Below are 18,705 nucleotides of genomic sequence, written 5' to 3'. Positions count from 1 at the left end.
AAGTATTCCCTCCCCATCGTTTATTCGCTTATTGCTTCACTGACTATTTTCTTTCCATTAGCAGCTAGCATATGATCTGGTTGAATGGCTAAAGCTTTTTCAAACATGTCGAGTGCTTTTTCGTGATCATTTTTAAAACCTGCATAAGCCACTCCTAAATTGTAGTAGGCATCAGAGTGCTCAGGCTCTAATTCAATTACATGCTTAAATGTTGAAATGGCTTCATCTATAACGGATTCTCCTGCAAGACAAAGTCCATATTGGAATAAAGCATCTACATCCTTTTCGTTCAACTCAACTGCACGTTTCATATAGGGCAATGCAAGCTTTGGTTGACCTAACTGGATCAAGGTCATTCCAAGCATAAAATATGTATCACTATTATCAACCCCAGCTTTTAGAGCTTTTTCAAACATATCCTTCGCTTTAATAAAATCATCCTGATTGTAAAGCAGGCTGCCGATTCCGTAATAAGCAGTTCCCGCTCCCTCATCAAGCCCCAGTGCTTTGTTAAAAAATGCAATTGCTCTTTCAGGATCACCTACTGCTGCTAAAAGATTACCAAAATTAATATAGAAAATAGGTTCTTTAGGGTTTGCTTCAATCGCTTGCGAAAAGCATTTCGCTGCTTCTTCGTATTTTCCTTCTTGCATATATTCAATACCTTGTTTATTTAAATCCAATTATACTCACTCCTTTGTGCAGTACATATTATAACACAGGAAAACCCCAACTCTAAATATAGAGTTGAGGTTTCATTACCCAACATAAGTTAGTCGTTCACCATCTTTAAAGACTTTATCAATTGTCGCTCCGCCAAGACATTCGTCCCCATTATAGAAGACTACTGCTTGACCCGGTGTAACAGCCCTGATTGGCTTATCGAAAATAACTTGCACTGTATTTTCATCAACCTTTTTCACTGTAACAGGATTATCCTCTTGGCGATATCGGAACTTAGCTGTACATTTAACATCTTGTTCTGGTTTGTGATCTGATACCCAGCTTACATTTGTGGCTAAAATGGAATCAGAATAGAGGTATTCATTGTGAAAGCCTTGGTCAACATACAAAATATTTTTCTTAAGGTCTTTCCCAATTGCAAACCATGGTTCACCACTTCCACCAATGCCAAGACCGTGACGTTGTCCAATTGTGTAATACATTAAACCGTCATGCTTACCCTTTACTTCTCCTGAAAAAGTCACCATATCTCCAGGTTGAGCAGGTAAATAGTTGCCAAGGAATTCTTTAAAATTCCGTTCGCCGATAAAGCAAATCCCCGTACTATCTTTTTTTGTAGCGGTCGCCAGATTTGCTTCTTTTGCAAGCTCACGTACTTTTGGTTTTTCAATATTTCCGATTGGAAACATAACTTTCGAAAGCTGTTCCTGTGTAAGTTGATTTAGAAAATAGGTTTGATCCTTATTTTCATCAATTCCGCGGAGCATTTTATATTCTCCGTCTCTGTATTCAACCCGAGCATAGTGTCCCGTCGCTAAATAATCCGCACCAAGTGTTAAGGCATGCTCTAAAAAGGCTTTAAATTTGATTTCTTTGTTACACATCACATCAGGGTTTGGGGTTCTGCCTGCTTTATACTCGTCCAAAAAGTAGGTGAACACTTTATCCCAATATTGTTTTTCGAAATTGACCGCATAATAGGGAATGCCAATTTGGTTGCAGACACGGATGACGTCTTCATAGTCTTCTGTTGCTGTACAAACGCCATTTTCATCAGTATCATCCCAGTTTTTCATAAAAATACCGATAACATCATAGCCTTGCTCTTTTAGTAAAAGCGCAGCAACAGATGAGTCTACTCCACCAGACATCCCTACAACTACACGGGTATCTTTTGGATCTTTCATGCCTCCACCTCCTATTTCGTTAATCGGTTAACAATTTTTGCTGTTTCTAATGCTGCCGTTCTTATCTCATCTAAGGTATTTCCAAGACCGAAGCTAAAACGAATCGATGACGTGATTCGGTCAGAGTCTTTTCCAAACATCGCTACAAGCACATGTGATGGGTCGATCGAACCTGCCGTACATGCAGACCCGCTTGATGCAGCAATCCCAGCTAAGTCAAGGTTGACCAGCATAGATTCAACATTCGTTCCCGGAAAATATATATTTAATACATGAGGCAATGATTTTGATAGATCACCATTCACTTCAAACATGATATTTTGTTCCTGTAAGACAGACACAAAAATCTGTTTAAATTCCTGGTAAAGCCTATTTTTTTGATTTAGTGTTTGCTTTGCTAATTGGACGGCGGCTTGCAGACCGATAATACCTGCTACATTTTCCGTTCCAGCACGGCGTTTCTTTTCTTGTTCACCACCGAATTGTAGTGGCGCCACCTTATTACCTTCTCTCATAAATAAAAATCCGGTTCCTTTTGGACCATTGATTTTATGAGCTGAAACTGAGAGAAGATCAATTTTGTATTCATTAACATCTATATCAACCAATCCGTATGCTTGGACGGCATCTGTATGAAATATTGCCTGATGGTCTTGAAGAAGTTCGCCAATTTCCTTAATTGGCTGAAGTGAGCCGACTTCATTATTGCCAAACATAATCGTGACAAGAATCGTTTCTTCTGTAAGGGCCGCTTCAACATCCTTAATCGAAACAAGACCAGCCTGGTTTACTGGTAAATATGTCACTGTAAAGCCTTGTTTTTCAAGGTGTTCACACGTATGAAGTACAGCGTGGTGTTCGATTGCAGACGTAATAATATGTTTGCCTTTGCCTTTCATCGCATAGGCAGTTCCCATTATTGCTAAATTATCTGCTTCAGTGCCCCCGCTAGTAAAAACAATCTCATTTGATTTTGCATGGATGCTATCAGCTATTGATTGTCTCGCTTCATCAACAGCGTGTCGACCTTTTCGACCAAAATAATGAATGCTTGATGGGTTGCCAAAAACTTCTGTCATATATGGAAGCATACTCTCCACAACATCGGGGTGCATGGGCGATGTAGCTGCATGATCTAAATAAATATGTTGCATCAATGCGCCCTCCTTTTTAAAAAGTAACTATAAGATTATTGCATATTTTCATCAGATATAAAACATATATGCATCGTTGCCATCACTATAGCTTGCCAGGTCTTCAAGAGTTGTACTGTCTAATACTTCTTTAACTGCATCTCGAATTCTTATCCATAATTCCCTTTTTGCCGGTTCTTCATCCTCTAAAACCTCTACAGGACTTATCGGTCCTTCTAGAACGAGAATCACGTCACCTGCTGTGATTTTTGTAGGTTCGTCTCCAAGGATATACCCTCCATAAGCACCGCGAATGCTTTTTACCAAGCCCGCATTACGTAAAGGAGCAATTAATTGTTCAAGATAATGTTCTGAAAGCTCATGTTTTGCTGCAATCGATTTTAATGAAATAGGTCCTTTTCCATGATTCTTTGCGAGTTCAATCATGATTGTTAGACCATATCTGCCTTTTGTTGATATTTTCATACTCATACACTCCTAATTACTAAAATGATTCACTTCAATCACTGGTGTTTTATCCAGTTTTCGTATTAATCTATCATGCATTCTTTGACATTGTGGCAATGCAAATCCTGCAATATAGCCAATTCCTACACAATATACCAAGGTTCCAACAAAAACAGGACCTCCTAATAACCAACCAATCGTTAAAACAATAATTTCCATTCCTGAACGAATATATTGCACTTTCCACTTCGTAAGTTCAGTTAGTGCTAACATTAAACTATCTCTTGGGCCAGCGCCGGCCATGGCAGAGATGTAAATCCCCATACCATATCCATTAATAAGAAGTCCTAATAGTAACATGATGAATTTTCCGATAAAAGTATCAGGTGTAACAAGGAACGGTACCATCATGAACATATCAATAAAAACACCAACCGAAATCATATTTAAAAAAGCACCGAGTTGAGGTAGTCGCTTCAATAAAAAGGAGGAAAGAAACAAAATAAAAAAGCCGACAATAATCGACCAGGAACCGATGGTAAGACCGATTTGTTTATAGAGCCCAATATGTAAAACGTCCCAAGGAGAAGCACCTAAGTCTGCTTTTATAATCATGACAATCCCCAAAGACATAATTAATAATCCAATAAAAAACGTTGACCATTTTAACATATGATGGCTAAAACTAGTCTGTGCTCGCATTCTCTCACTCCGTCTCTTCTGTCTCACACTGCTGTAAATCATTTAATTTCATTTTCTTCTAATCACGACATTATATCATAAATTGCTTTGCATTTGAATTTTATCAATTGGAAACGTATGATAAAGTTGGAATATCACTTTGAATTGTTGGGTAAGGGGATGAATCTTTTGCTTTTTGAATCACTAATCGAAGCACCTTTATCGTATCGAATGCGGCCAAGACATATTGAAGAAATTCTTGGTCAGAAACATATTATCGGCAAGGAAACAGCGTTATATAAAATGATTATGAATGGACATGTTCCATCCATCTTACTCTATGGTGAGCCTGGAATTGGAAAAACATCGATTGCTACGGCAATTGCAGGTACCGTTGATATGCCCTTCATCTCCATCAACGCAACAACTGCAGGAAAAAAAGATATTGAGGATGCCGTATCAATTGCAAAAACGGAAGGTAAATTAATTCTTTTTATCGATGAGGTCCATCGTTTTAACAAAGCACAACAGGATTATTTACTTCCTCATGTTGAGCGAGGTTTGATTTCATTAATTGGAGCGACCACGGAAAATCCGTTTCACGATGTCAATCCGGCGATTCGGAGCAGATGTGGACAGATTAAAGAACTGCGACCACTAACAAAAGAGGATATAAAGGAATTAATCAAGCGTGCCTTAGGAGATTCAGAACGGGGTCTCGGCCATTTGCAAATTTCAATATCTGAAGAGGCAATTGACTTAATCTCATCATCCACAAAGGGGGATGCACGTTCTGCAATGAATGTGTTAGAAGACGTCGTGTTGGCTTCAAAATCAAGAGATAGTGACATCGTTGAAATAGAGATAGAGCTTGTACAGGAATGTGTAGAAAATAAAGGCTTTTCTCATGATAAAGATGGAGACCTTCATTATTCACTGTTATCTTGTCTTCAAAAAAGCATCCGTGGCAGCGATGTTAACGCTGCTCTGCATTATTTAGCAAGACTAATTGAAGGTGGGGATTTAGTTTCGATTTGCAGACGACTTACAGTCATTGCTTATGAAGATATTTCAATCGCTGCACCCGAGGTTGGGGTTCATACTGTAGCCGCTTGTCAAGCGGTCGAACGACTCGGATTACCTGAAGCACGAATTCCGTTAGCGAATGTCGTGATTGAACAATGCTTATCACCAAAAACAAACAGTGCATATCGATCGCTCGATAAGGCGATTGAGGATATTAGAAAAGGAAATATCGGAGAGATTCCTGATCACCTCAGGGATGCACATTATAGTGGTGCAAAAGAACTTGGCCACGGAATTGGTTATCTATATCCACATGACTACCCAAATAGTTGGGTAAAGCAGCAATACTTACCGGATCTATTGAAAAATAGAAAATACTTCAAACCGAAACAAAATGGACAAGAAAAATATTTTTCAAAAGTATACTACCGGCTAGAGCAACTACAAAAAGAGGGGGAGAAATAGATTTCTACTATTTCTTCCCCCTTTTCTTTAAGCAGCTACATCACGTTTCGTAAACACGAACCATGTAAGTGCATTGAAAATAACAAAATAAATGATTAGCATGACAATTGAAAATTGCATTGTCATTCCTTCAACTAAAACATATCCAGTTAGGTATTGGGATAGATCTGTATTCGCAAACAGGATGTATTTTGCCCAATCAAATTTCATTGCCAAGAGGGCAGTTGCATTTACCCCAGCAAACATTAAGAAGATCGCTAACCCAATAGCAAGACCACTGTTTCTAAAAATGGTTGAAATCATAAATGCAAATGTGGACATCATGATTAAATTAATGGATTTTAATCCAAAAACCCCTAAAATATGAGAAACCATAAGAACCTCATGTACTGCACCATCTCTATAAACGAGGTGTGGTATGGAATCTCCGCTACCGAAGAAGATACTTCCTATAATGAATGAAACAACAAAGAGTAGAACTAATGAAAATAACGCAAACAAGATGGTTGCTAAATATTTAGATAAAAGAATCTTTGCTCTTGATACGGGCCGGATTAACAATAACTTTATTGTTCCCCATGTAAATTCTGATGCAACACTGCTTGCACCGACTACAATTGTAAATAAGGTAATTAACGAAACAATTTCCGCTGCATATCCCATATAGGTCCAAATCGATCTATCATTTGTTGGTGCTATATCATGTTCGATACGGTATTCATTAATAGCTAGTTCTTTTTCAATGGTATCCCTTGCCATTTTTGGTATAGATTCATTCTCTATATCTGCTTTGAACGATTCATTTTGTTGTTGCAGGTTTTGTTTCCAATTTTCATCTACAGAATCAGAAGCAGTTATATTCGTGACAATCCCCACAACAAGTGCAGCTCCAATCAGGATTACAAGCATGATCCAAGTTGAAACCCGACGGTAAATTTTCATATTTTCATTCTGAATAAGTTTGAAGAAATTACCCAATTCCACTACCTCCTGTTACCTCTAAGAATCGATCTTCTAACGATTTTGAAAGTTGTGCAATTCCAAACACGTGAATCTCATTTTTTACAAGACTAGCATTTATTTGTGGAATCATTTCCTGATCCGTAAGAATCTCAATTCCTTTATCCGTCTGTATCACTTCAAGCTTTGGATATTCAGCTGATAGAATCGATAAAGCTTTTTCTATTTGACCTACTTGAAATTGAACCCGAATAGTAGCTTCTTCATTCACAAATTCAGTAACCTTTTGTACACCCACTAATCTGCCATCTTGAATAATCCCAATGCGGTCACACATCATTTCCATTTCGGAAAGCAAATGGCTTGATACAATTACAGCCAGACCTTGCTCTTGTGCAAGCTTCCGAATATAATCACGAACCTCACGAATGCCAGCAGGATCTAATCCGTTGGTAGGTTCATCTAAAATCAAAATCGAAGGGTTATGCAATAACGCCTGGGCAACCCCTAAACGCTGACGCATCCCTAGTGAGTATGTTTTGACTTTATCATTGATTCTTTTTCCAAGACCAACAAGTTCAGCCACTTCATGAATTCTTTCTTTAGTTACCCCTTGTACCATCCTTGCATAGTGAACAAGGTTTTGATAGCCTGTTAAAAATTTATACATTTCTGGGTTTTCAACAATGCCCCCAATATGCTGAACAGCTTGTTCAAAATTCTTTGCTATGTTTGTTCCTTTAATAATGACTTCACCGTCTGTGATAGACATGAGTCCTACAAGCATTCTAATCGTAGTCGTTTTACCGGCACCATTTGGTCCTAAAAAACCAAAAACTTCTCCTGAATAGACATCGAAGGTAATTCCTTTAATAATATCTTTCCTACCAATTGTCTTTTTAACGTTTTTCAATTGTAAAACTGGCTGCACATTTTCTCCTCCTTACAGTTTGTGAGATTCGTGTCTCGTGAATCTCGTTCACATTTTCCGGATTATGCGATATTACTACTTACGTATTATAAATGAAAAAGTTCCCATTTTTTTAGGTTGTGAGAAAACTTTACATCCTTTTTACATTGCAACTTGCAGTCATGATATGCCTTTAGGAGTATTTCCTATTTTCCTAAAACTAGTAATGTATAAAACAAATTTAACATGGTCATGCTAGATATAAAGAAAAAATCTATCATTTTAATTAATAGGGAGTTGGTTATATGAAAGTTAGACAAGACGCATGGTCTCATGAGGATGATCTCTTATTAGCTGAAACGGTTTTACGGTACATTCGCGAGGGTGGAACACAATTAGCGGCATTCGATGAAGTAGGCGATAAATTAAATCGTACCTCAGCAGCATGTGGGTTCAGATGGAATGCGGAAGTTCGCAATAATTATGAACAGGCCATTGCCATTGCCAAAAAACAAAGAAAAGCACGAAAAAGAGCATTAGAAAGAATGAACAAAGAAAATACGGTAACGACTGAAAAACCAGTAATAAAGGAAATGGTTGTCGAAGAAACATCTACACCTGTGTATGTGGAAGAGGTGTCGGCGGAACTCATCCCATCATCAAACTCCATTACGCTTGAAGATTGCATATCTTTCTTATCGTCCTTACGACGTCATGATCTTCTGTCAAACCAGTTGGAGATGGAGAACAATCGCTTACGTCGAGAAAATGAATCGTTAAGACAACAAACAAAAGAGCTTGAGAAGAAGTTAGAAAAATTATCTGACCAACAGACTATCATTCAAGAAGACTACCAAGCACTGGTACAAATAATGGATCGTGCAAGACGTCTGGTCATGTTTGAAGATTCTGATGACCGTAACTCCCCTGCTTTCCGTATGGATAAAAACGGAAATCTTGAGCAATTGGCAAAATAGAAAACGTGGCCGCAATGGCCACGTTTTTCTATTCGTCCTTTACTCTTTTGATCTTGATGTCTTTTAGTAATTCGCGGACTACATAGCTTGCCATAATAAGTCCACATGTAGATGGAACAAATGCATTTGAGGATGGCGGCATTTTTGCCTTACGAATTTTAGCATTTTCATCCGTAATTTCCTGACGAATATCTTCGCGAATCACAATTGGACTTTCATCAGAGAATACGACAGGAATTCCTTTACGAATTCCCTCTTTTCGTAATTTCGTCCGAATGACCTTAGCGATTGGATCAGTGTGAGTTTTGGAAATATCTGCAATCATAAAACGAGTTGGGTCCATTTTATTTGCTGCTCCCATACTTGAAATGATTGGAATATTTCGTTTTAAACATTCCTTCATAAGATGTATTTTATACATAATTGTGTCAGAGGCATCGATGACAAAGTCTAAGTTATAGCTGAAAAATTCCTCATATGTTTCCTCTGTATAAAACATTTTAAGTGCGATTACTTCACATTCAGGGTTTATGTCTGCAATACGGTCTTTCATAATGTCTACTTTTGACTGACCAACTGTGGAAAGTAAAGCAGGCAGTTGTCGATTAATATTGGTAATATCTACATTGTCCTTATCAACAAGTATTAAGCGTCCTACTCCAGATCGGGCAAGTGCTTCAACCGAGAAGGACCCGACTCCCCCGACTCCCAGAACGGCAACTGTACTATTTTTAAGGATTTCAACGCCATTTTTACCTACTGCTAATTCGTTTCGTGAAAATTGGTGTAACATCTCTTCAACTCCATAAGGTATCAATTTCATCGTAGCTTTGTTGTATTTTTACCAGAATTAGAATATAACATACTTCATCTAAATTCAAGAATTTCTATATGAAATTAGTTATTTTTTACATAAAAAACCCTGTTTACAAAAAAGTAAACAGGGTTTTGTTGGTTGAGTTAGTCTTTCTGTAGAAGTCCCAATCGTGCCGTCGATGCCTTAGTTTTGAACCCGCTCTCCGCAGGTGGGCACCCTATTTCGACTTTAGTAAGTCCACTATTAGCGAAAACTGAGGCATTTACGCAAGTACGAAAACTCCGGGTTCCCGTATAAACTATTGTTCGGTCAAAACAATAGGTTATACGACAAACACATCAGGACTTCAACTTAGAGGTTGTTCAAAAAGTCCGGTGAAAATGACACATCGCAAGAGGAACTTCGACTAACGGCCGACACGTCCTGTGTCGAACGTCGAAGTCACCACATCCTGTGGAAGCTCGTTGGCTTGTTTTTCCGTTCCTCACGTATTAACTACATACGTTCCGGTACTCAAAGCTGCGCCGCCTCGAACTTCTTGGTCCTTTTCATCCTCCTTTTTGAACTCTAACTTTATGTCACAATAATAACACACCAGATTCGTGTTTACAAGTTGACCAAAAAGGGTTTTGTTCGCTATTTTCGAACATTTAACGACAAATACAAGTCGTTCAATTGTGCCTTGCTTACCTCACCCGGTGCATCTGTTAAGAGATCACTTGCACTTGCAGTTTTAGGGAAGGCAATCGTATCACGAAGATTTGTTCTGCCCGCTAATAGCATAACAAGTCTATCTAGTCCTAATGCAATACCACCATGTGGTGGTGTTCCATATTCAAAAGCTTCTAATAAGAATCCAAACTGCTCCTTTGCTTCCTCTTCAGTAAATCCTAAAACTTTGAACATCTTTTCCTGGATGTCACGTTCAAAAATACGAAGGGAGCCCCCACCTAACTCATAGCCATTCAATACAAGGTCATATGCTTGTGCCTTTACTTCCCATGGTTTGCTCTCCAAATGCTCAATATCATCTCTTGCTGGCATTGTAAATGGGTGGTGGGCTGCATAATAACGTCCATCTTCCTCATCAAACTCAAATAGTGGCCAGTCAGTCACCCAAAGGAAATTAAACTTAGACTCATCGATTACATCAAGCTCTTTTCCAAGTTTTAATCGAAGTGCACCTAATGCATCTGCAACAACTTTTGGCTTATCCGCTACAAATAAGAGTAGATCTCCCGCTGAAGCTTCTAAAACTGCTCTTAATGTTTTTTGCTCTTCTGCATCAAAGAACTTAGCAATCGGACCCTTTAATTCATCTTCTTCAACCTTTAACCATGCCAATCCTTTAGCACCATAACGATTTACATATTCAGTAAGTCCATCGATATCTTTACGAGTGTATTTATCAGCAGCATCCTTTGCATTGATTGCCTTTACCTGACCGCCTGTTGCCACTGCATTGCTGAAGACTTTAAATCCACTATCCTTTACAACTTCAGATAGGTTGATTAATTCCATATCAAAACGAGTATCAGGTTTGTCCGAACCATAACGGTTCATTGCATCTTCATAAGTTAATCGTGGTAATGGAAGCTCGATGTCCATTCCTTTTACATCCTTCATAAGCTTTTTCATCATTTGCTCAGCCATGGCCATGATATCTTCCTGACTCATGAAAGACGTTTCGATATCAATTTGTGTAAATTCCGGCTGTCTGTCAGCACGCAGGTCCTCGTCTCTGAAACAACGAGCAATTTGATAATAACGGTCAAATCCACCTACCATCAATAGCTGTTTGAAAATTTGTGGTGATTGTGGCAAGGCGTAAAACTCACCAGGGTGTACTCGGCTTGGTACTAGATAGTCCCGGGCACCTTCAGGTGTGCTTTTTGTTAAAATAGGTGTTTCGATATCTAAGAATCCTTCACCGTCGAGATAGTCTCGAATTGATTTCGTGACATTATGACGCATTTTAAAGGTTTCAAACATAGCCGGTCGGCGAAGATCTAAATAACGATATTTTAAACGTAAATCCTCAGAAACATCGGTACGGTCTTCAATCATAAATGGGGGCGTTTTTGCTTCATTTATGATTTTGACATCCGTTGCTTTAATTTCGATTTTTCCGGTCGTAATATTATTGTTTATTGTTGATTCATCACGAGCCACAACTGTTCCTTCAATATCTAATACATATTCACTTCTTACAGTTTCGGCAATTTCTAATGCTTCCTTGGATTCTTCAGGATTAACTACAATTTGGACGATCCCTGTTCTGTCTCTTAGGTCAATAAAAATAAGTCCGCCTAAGTCCCTTCTTCGCTGAACCCAACCCTTTAAGGTTACTTTTTCGCCAATTGCTTGTTCGGTGATTTCACCACAATAATACGTTCTTCCAAACATGTCTCCCACTCCTAGTGACTTTTTTCAAGTATATAGTTTATAAATTGCTCAATATCAACTTCTTCTTGGTTTCCAGTTTCCATGTTTTTTACATTTATCACATTTCTTTCTAATTCTTCATCGCCTAAAATTGCAACAAAATTAGCTTGTAATCTGTCAGCTGCTTTGAATTGGCCTTTTACTTTTTTATTTAAATAGTCTTTCTCAGCAACTAAGCCTGCTTTTCTAAGTTGATTTACTAAATAGACAGATTTTGAAGTCGCAGCATCCCCGATTGCAGCAATATAGCAGTCCACGCGTTCTTCTACTGGAAGATCAATTCCCTCTGCATTCAATGCGGCTAAAAGCCTCTCAATACTTAAAGCAAATCCGATGCCTGGGGTTTCAGGTCCGCCAAGTCCTTCCACTAAACCATTGTAGCGACCTCCGCCACATAGGGTCGTAATGGCGCCAAAGCCTTCTGCATCACTCATAATTTCAAAAGCTGTGTGGTTATAGTAATCCAAGCCCCTAACTAGACCTGAATCCACCTCGAAATCAATCTGTAAATCTGTTAAGTATGTCTTGACTTTATTAAAATACTCGTTCGATTCCTCGTTTAAATATTCGAGAATAGATGGTGCAAAATGCATTAACTCGTGATCACGGTCTTTTTTACAATCCAGAATTCGCATTGGATTTTTTTCAAGTCTTGATTTACAGTCTGAACAAAACTCGCCTATTCTAGGAGAAAAGTGTGCGATTAGGGCGTCTCGGTGTGCACTCCTACTAGAAGTATCACCTAGGCTGTTAATGACAAGCTTAAGTTTTTTTAATCCAAGTGATTTGTAGAGTTCCATCGCGAGTGCAATGACTTCTGCATCGATAGCAGGGTCATTACTTCCTAATGCCTCTACTCCAAATTGAACGAATTGACGGAAGCGACCAGCTTGCGGACGTTCGTATCGGAACATTGGTCCACAATAATACAGTTTTGTTGGCTGGGTCGGGTTGCCAAACATTTTATTTTCCACATATGAACGTACAACAGCTGCGGTGCCTTCCGGTCGAAGGGTTAGGCTTCGTTCTCCACGGTCTTCAAAAGTGTACATTTCTTTTGTTACGATATCTGTGGTTTCACCAACACTTCGTAAAAATAGTTCTGTATGTTCAAAGATTGGTGTCCGAATTTCTTTATAATTAAATCTTTTGCAAATATCTCGAGCCTTTTCCTCAATATATTGCCACTTTTCCACATTACCTGGAAGAATGTCCTGCGTTCCTCTAGGAATATTAACCATTGTTTACTCCTCCTTACTACTATTCAAATGCGCCTTGGCGTATTTGCGCCCAGATTTTTTCGAGTTTACTCGAAAAGATTCATTTGAAAATCTGTGGCATCCCCCGGAGGGCTTTAACTTTATTTAACAGGGGCCTGTTAAATAAAGTTAAACCAAAAAAAGCTCCCATCCCTACAATTTCTTGTAGGGACGAGAGCTTGTGTTCCCGTGGTACCACCCTAGTTAAAACTAAACGCCCCATAAGCGGCGAATCTCTTCGTTAGCTTCGTTTTCTGCGATACGCATGCACCAAGAACGTGCATTTGCGTTTCTCGAAAACTCACTGCCTCGACCTTCTTGCTTCTAGGTCGTTTAGAGACAATTGTTTTAGTTTTCACTCGATCAGTTAACGCCTGAAACGTTCAACTCCTACTAGAGCACTTGCTTTTTCAGAGAGAAACCTACGAGGTGTTCGTTCAATAAGTCATCATGCAGGAATGTTTTCAGCCCTTGACATTCCCTCTCTATTCATGTGTATTCCTATCTACTTTTCCCCATCATTGGTTCAAGTTATTATTATTTTGTTGAATTTTATATAATCATACGTATGAACTCAGTTCATGTCAAGTTTTAGAATGATTTTTTTTGATTTACGATCAATCATATCGATTAGGAACGATGTAATTGCTTTTTTAAGTTTCTTACATCTCTCACCGAAACACCAAATTCACTCGCTAATTCAACATATGTTGACGATTGCTCTTTTTGAATAAAATCGTGAAAATCCACCCCAAATACATTTCCGCCTGTATTTTGTACATTGTTGCTTTTTTCGCTAAATCGCACCCAAATCACTCCTATTTCATGTTAAACTATTACGTATCTTTCCCATTTTTATGATTTTATTTCTATTAAAAACAGGAATATTTTTATTTATGGCGAAATCTTATAAAGCTATGTTTTTTACTCAAGGAGGCTTTTAAGTGTTACACAAGATTTTAAAACTGGGACTAGCGTTCCTACTCGCAATTATTTTTTCAGTTACAATAAACCCTGGAAAACTGACAAATGCAGAATCAATCGCAGTCATTAATACTTCTGTCTTAAACGTAAGAGAAGGCCCTGGACTCTCCTACGGAAGAACAGCACAGGTCAAACAAGGGGAAAAGTATACCATCATTGAAAGGAAAAATGAGTGGGTTAAGCTACAGCTTTCCTCAGGAAAAACAGGCTGGGTTGCTTCATGGCTTATAAAAGAAAACCAATCCAACTCATCTCCAACTACTACGTCATCAACCGTTGTATCAACCGTAGATGGACTAAGGTTTCGGAGTGGTCCTGGAACAAGTTTCCAAATAATTGGTTCGTTAAACAAAGGGAACGAGGCCAAGTTTATTGAGGCAAATGAGAATTGGACTAAACTTTCATTTAATGGACATGTTGGTTGGGTTTCCTCACAATTTATCAAGGCAAAGCAGACAACTGGTTCAACGAACTCGAATTCGAATCCAACTTCAAATTCAAGCTCTGCTAAAAAAACCGGCACTATTACTGCTTCTATTCTAAATGTGCGGGATCAGCCTAATTTGCAAGGTAGAGTCATTGGAAAGCTAAAGCAAAATGCAAATGTTACGATTACAAATGAGCGAGAAAAGTGGTTAGAAATTGTGTTTGGCGGACGTTCTGCTTGGATACATAGAGATTTTGTTGCAGGGATTTCTTCTAAAGAGGAGGAAAAACCATCTCAGCCTACTACACCACCCAAAAGCCCGTCAAACCAGGGTAAGATAGGGATTGTTACAGCATCTAGCTTAAATGTTCGAGATAGTGGTTCCCTTTCGGGTAAAATTATTGGAAGCCTAAAGCAAGGGAATAAGGTAACAATTGATGAGGAAGTAAATAATTGGAGCCGCATTACATTATCGAACGGAACGAAAGGCTGGATTGCTAGCTGGTATTTAGATGTTCAGATGGATACAAAAACAGAAACACCAAGTACTGGACAATCCACAGTTAAGATCCTTTACAATGGTACAAATATTCGTTCAGGGGCCTCTACTTCACATTCAGTAGTTGCACGGGGGAACGAGGGCGATTCTTTTGCAATGGTTACCAAGGACGGGGACTGGTATAAAATTAACCTTCCTGGAAATAAAATTGGCTATGTTGCGGGTTGGCTTGTTTCAGTCAATGGTGCGCAGAACATTGTCGAACGTCCAGGTGTGAATCAATATTTAAAAGGAAAAACGATCGTTATTGACCCTGGTCATGGAGGAAATGACAGTGGTGCCATTGGAGTAAGTGGTTCTTACGAGAAACATCTAAATTTGCGTACAGCTAGTATGGTTGTGGATAAACTAAATGCGTCTGGTGCTAATGTAGTCATGACACGCAATAGTGATAATTATGTAAGCTTACGTTCAAGGGTAAGTATCTCTCATTATCGAAACGCTGATGCCTTTGTGAGCATCCACTATGATAGTATTTATGACCGAAATGTACGCGGAGTAACTTCCTATTATTATAAAAATATTGATGTTGGACTTGCTTCTACTCTTCAATCGGAGCTTGTAAAGAACACGGGATTCAAAAACAGACAGCATCGTCAAGGGAACTATCAAGTATTACGAGAAAACAGAAACCCTTCTGTCTTATTGGAATTAGGATTCCTAAGCAATCCAACAGAAGAGTATACAGTAAACACCAATAATTTCCAAGAAAATGTGTCAAATGGCATTTATTATGGGCTAGCCCAATATTTTAAAAGTAAATAAACTTTTACAGAAAAATGCCTCAAAAGCAAATCGCTTTTGAGGCATTTATTATTGTCTAGTGTCAGGCGCTATCGGGCACCTTACACTTTTCTTATTTACTCTCTATTATTAACGTGACTGGTCCGACATTGGTAAATTGGACATCCATCATTGCTCCGAATGAACCCGTCTCAACATTTACACCTTTTTCTCGGAGTTCTGAATTAAAAAGATCATACATCTTTTCCGCAAATTCAGGTTTTGCAGCATCCATGAAGTTTGGGCGTCTACCTTTTCGGCAATCTCCGTATAATGTAAACTGGGATACAGAAAGAATATCCCCTTTTACATCAAGTAAAGATAAATTCATTTTTCCTTCATCATCCTCAAAGATGCGAAGATTAACAATTTTATCGGCTACATATTTGATATCTTCCATTGTATCGTTATGTGTAATGCCGACCAAAAGCATCAACCCATTTTTGATAGAACCCACTTCTTCACGTTGAACCATAACTCGAGCGTCTTTCGCACGTTGTACAACAACTCTCATTCGATAATTCCCCTTCTTAACTCATTACACGTCGAACCGAATAAATATCCCGAATTTGCTTTATCCGTTCCACAACTTTATGAAGATGACTTACGTTTTGAATGGAAATGGACATATTAATCGTTGCCATTTTATTACGGTCTGATCTTCCTGAAACAGCCGAAATGTTTGTTTTTGTCTCATTTACCGCTTGGAGAACTTCGTTTAATAATCCACGACGATCATAGCCATTAATTTCAATTTCAACATTAAATTCTTTTCGATCATTTAAATTACTTTCCCATTCAACCTCAATAAGGCGTTGCTGCGCATCCTTTGTATGCACATTTTGGCAATCAGCACGATGAACAGATACGCCTCTGCCTTTTGTAATGAAACCAACTATTTCATCACCTGGAACCGGATTACAGCATTTCGATAGACGAATCAATAGATTGTCTATTCCTTGCACCTGTACACCAGAATCTCTTCGTTTCGAGCGGTTTGAGACCTGCTTTACCTCTGATACTGTTTCGGCAACCTGTTCAAGATCCCGTTGCTTTCGTAATTTATCCGTTAGACGATTGGCGATTTGGGCTGCGGTAATTCCGTTATATCCAATCGCTGCATACATATCATCTTCGTTTGAAAAATTGAATTTCTCGGCAACCCTTTTTATATTTTCGGGTGTTAAAATATCCTTTACTTCAAACTCAAGGTTACGAATCTCTTTTTCAACGAGCTCTTTTCCTTTTTCAATGTTTTCTTCACGGCGTTGCTTTTTGAAAAACTGACGAATTTTGTTTTTTGCCTGTGATGTTTGGGCAAGTTTAATCCAGTCCTGACTTGGACCATAAGAATGCTTCGAGGTTAAAATCTCGATGATATCCCCCGTTTTTAGTTTATAATCCAAAGTCACCATTTTTCCATTTACTTTCGCACCGATTGTTTTGTTACCAATTTCAGAGTGTATGCGGTATGCAAAGTCAATTGGAACTGATCCAGATGGGAGCTCCATAACGTCTCCCTTTGGTGTAAAGACGAAGACCATATCGGAAAATAAATCAATTTTTAAGGATTCCATGAACTCTTCTGCATTTGAAGCATCGTTTTGCCATTCCAGAATTTCACGGAACCATGTTAATTTCTCTTCAAAAGAAGATTGTTGGTTAACTTGTTTACCTTCTTTATAAGCCCAATGGGCTGCAATTCCATATTCGGCAATCTGGTGCATTTCTACTGTTCGTATTTGAACCTCAAGTGGGTCGCCCTTAGGACCAATTACAGTTGTATGAAGGGATTGATACATATTTGGCTTCGGCATTGCAATATAGTCTTTAAATCGACCAGGCATTGGCTTCCAGCAAGTATGAATGATTCCTAGAACCGCATAACAGTCTTTTATACTACTAACGACAATCCGAACTGCCAGGAGGTCATAGATTTCATTAAACTGCTTATTTTGCAGGACCATTTTACGATATATGCTGTAAATATGCTTTGGACGTCCCGAAATATCCGCCTTAATTGAAACCTCTTCAACATGGTTCTTAACCTCTTCAATGACTTCCTCAAGATACTCCTCACGTTCTGCACGCTTCTTTTTCATCAGGTTGACGATACGATAATACTGCTGTGGATTTAAATAACGTAAGGCCGTATCTTCAAGCTCCCATTTTATTTTTGAAATACCCAGACGATGTGCCAATGGGGCAAATATTTCAAGAGTCTCATTGGATATCCTGCGCTGTTTTTCTGGTGGGAGATGCTTAAGTGTACGCATGTTGTGCAAACGGTCTGCAAGTTTAATTAAAATAACACGAATGTCCTGAGCCATTGCAACAAACATTTTTCGATGATTTTCAGCCTGTTGTTCTTCCTGTGATTTATATTTAATTTTTCCTAGTTTTGTAACTCCATCAACTAGCATGGCAACCTCAGGAGTGAACACATCACTGATTTCTTGAAGTGTGATATTCGTATCCTCCACTACATCGTGTAAAAATCCACCAGCAATTGTAGAAGGATCCATTTCAAGATCCACTAAAATACCTGCCACTTGAACTGGATGGATGATATAGGGTTCACCAGATTTACGGAATTGCTCCTTATGTGCTTCCTCCGCAAATTTATACGCACGATTAACAAACTCAATATCATTATCGTTCAAATATTTTTTTGCTTTTTCTATCACTTGCTCAGGAGTTAAGACCTGTTCGTTTGCCATAGACTTTATCACCTTTTTAGAAATTAAAGATTCAAAGAAAAAATTCTTTGAATCTTTTTTAAATATTAAATTAGGTTATTGTTACTATTATCTTGAAAATCTCTAAACTTGTAAAGGGAAATAACAGAAATATTGCCGATTGTATTGAAAAAATAGTCTTTTTACCGCAAATAACGAAGTCTCTACTAAAAAAAGCACTCTAACTGAGCGCTTTTTAAAA

Annotated in this window: 16 protein-coding genes, 1 other RNA gene and 1 other annotated feature; of the genes, 3 read left to right on the top strand and 14 right to left on the bottom strand. The window is 38.4% G+C overall.

The features are described 5' to 3' along the window. Positions 1-20 precede the first annotated feature (20 nt). The 5 genes from V7138_RS05085 to V7138_RS05065 all read right to left on the bottom strand — a co-directional run bounded on the left by V7138_RS05085 (position 21) and on the right by V7138_RS05065 (position 4,174). On the bottom strand, positions 21-683 hold the full coding sequence (locus V7138_RS05085) for a tetratricopeptide repeat protein (protein ID WP_335394663.1): 663 nt from the start codon (positions 681-683) through the stop codon (positions 21-23). A 75-nt stretch (positions 684-758) separates the two neighbouring features. Next, a complete protein-coding gene (gene mnmA / locus V7138_RS05080) occupies positions 759-1,871 on the bottom strand; it encodes a tRNA 2-thiouridine(34) synthase MnmA (RefSeq protein WP_335394662.1) in 1,113 nt (370 codons plus the stop codon). An 11-nt stretch (positions 1,872-1,882) separates the two neighbouring features. After that, on the bottom strand, positions 1,883-3,025 hold the full coding sequence (locus V7138_RS05075; protein WP_335394661.1) for a cysteine desulfurase family protein: 1,143 nt from the start codon (positions 3,023-3,025) through the stop codon (positions 1,883-1,885). Between the two features lie 51 nt (positions 3,026-3,076). Continuing rightward, positions 3,077-3,490 (bottom strand): cysteine metabolism transcriptional regulator CymR, encoded by a 414-nt coding sequence (gene cymR, locus V7138_RS05070; protein WP_335394660.1) that lies wholly within the window; start codon positions 3,488-3,490, stop codon positions 3,077-3,079. Between the two features lie 12 nt (positions 3,491-3,502). Beyond that, a complete protein-coding gene (locus tag V7138_RS05065) occupies positions 3,503-4,174 on the bottom strand; it encodes a YczE/YyaS/YitT family protein (protein ID WP_335394659.1) in 672 nt (223 codons plus the stop codon). A 168-nt stretch (positions 4,175-4,342) separates the two neighbouring features. Between V7138_RS05065 and V7138_RS05060 the strand changes: the two genes are divergently transcribed. Then, positions 4,343-5,644 carry a replication-associated recombination protein A gene (locus V7138_RS05060; RefSeq protein ID WP_438824312.1) on the top strand — a complete coding sequence of 434 codons (1,302 nt, stop codon included), beginning with the start codon at positions 4,343-4,345 and terminating at the stop codon, positions 5,642-5,644. Positions 5,645-5,671: 27 nt separating this feature from the next. Here V7138_RS05060 and V7138_RS05055 read toward each other — a convergent pair whose 3' ends face one another. Beyond that, positions 5,672-6,628, bottom strand: coding sequence for an ABC transporter permease (locus V7138_RS05055; protein WP_438824311.1), 957 nt, complete (start codon positions 6,626-6,628; stop codon positions 5,672-5,674). Continuing rightward, positions 6,615-7,535, bottom strand: coding sequence for an ABC transporter ATP-binding protein (locus V7138_RS05050; RefSeq protein ID WP_335394657.1), 921 nt, complete (start codon positions 7,533-7,535; stop codon positions 6,615-6,617). Before V7138_RS05050 ends, V7138_RS05055 begins: the two co-directional genes overlap by 14 nt. 284 nt (positions 7,536-7,819) lie before the next feature. On the opposite strand from V7138_RS05050, the gene V7138_RS05045 reads away from it, so the two are divergent. After that, entirely contained in the window at positions 7,820-8,491 is a 672-nt protein-coding gene (locus V7138_RS05045; RefSeq protein ID WP_335394656.1) for an RsfA family transcriptional regulator, read from the top strand. Positions 8,492-8,519: 28 nt separating this feature from the next. Here the strand turns inward: V7138_RS05045 and V7138_RS05040 are convergent, their stop codons facing one another. From V7138_RS05040 to V7138_RS05020, 5 genes are all read right to left on the bottom strand, one after another. Next, positions 8,520-9,284, bottom strand: a complete 765-nt coding sequence (locus V7138_RS05040) for a tRNA threonylcarbamoyladenosine dehydratase (RefSeq protein ID WP_335394655.1) — start codon at positions 9,282-9,284, stop codon at positions 8,520-8,522. Between the two features lie 180 nt (positions 9,285-9,464). Beyond that, a non-coding RNA gene (ssrS, locus tag V7138_RS05035) (6S RNA) lies at positions 9,465-9,656 on the bottom strand. A gap of 288 nt (positions 9,657-9,944) precedes the next feature. Then, entirely contained in the window at positions 9,945-11,714 is a 1,770-nt protein-coding gene (gene aspS, locus V7138_RS05030) for an aspartate--tRNA ligase (protein ID WP_335394654.1), read from the bottom strand. 11 nt (positions 11,715-11,725) lie between these two features. Then, positions 11,726-12,994 (bottom strand): histidine--tRNA ligase, encoded by a 1,269-nt coding sequence (hisS, locus tag V7138_RS05025; protein WP_335394653.1) that lies wholly within the window; start codon positions 12,992-12,994, stop codon positions 11,726-11,728. Between the two features lie 182 nt (positions 12,995-13,176). Beyond that, positions 13,177-13,543 (bottom strand) — a binding site (T-box leader). Between the two features lie 99 nt (positions 13,544-13,642). Next, positions 13,643-13,819: a hypothetical protein gene (locus tag V7138_RS05020; RefSeq protein ID WP_165439132.1), complete on the bottom strand. Its 177-nt coding sequence runs from the start codon at positions 13,817-13,819 to the stop codon at positions 13,643-13,645. 137 nt (positions 13,820-13,956) lie between these two features. Between V7138_RS05020 and V7138_RS05015 the strand changes: the two genes are divergently transcribed. Further along, entirely contained in the window at positions 13,957-15,747 is a 1,791-nt protein-coding gene (locus V7138_RS05015; protein ID WP_335394652.1) for an SH3 domain-containing protein, read from the top strand. A gap of 91 nt (positions 15,748-15,838) precedes the next feature. Here the strand turns inward: V7138_RS05015 and dtd are convergent, their stop codons facing one another. Together dtd and V7138_RS05005 are read right to left on the bottom strand one after the other, a co-directional pair. Further along, entirely contained in the window at positions 15,839-16,279 is a 441-nt protein-coding gene (gene dtd / locus V7138_RS05010; RefSeq protein WP_335394651.1) for a D-aminoacyl-tRNA deacylase, read from the bottom strand. Between the two features lie 16 nt (positions 16,280-16,295). Beyond that, positions 16,296-18,485, bottom strand: coding sequence for a RelA/SpoT family protein (locus tag V7138_RS05005; RefSeq protein WP_335394650.1), 2,190 nt, complete (start codon positions 18,483-18,485; stop codon positions 16,296-16,298). Between the last annotated feature and the right edge of the window lie 220 nt (positions 18,486-18,705).

Origin of the sequence: Bacillus sp. JJ1533, assembly GCF_036965045.1 — a bacterium.
GTDB lineage: Bacteria > Bacillota > Bacilli > Bacillales > Bacillaceae_L > Ferdinandcohnia.
Note: the sequence above shows the minus strand (reverse complement) of the source record. Positions and strands in the feature narration are given on the sequence as shown.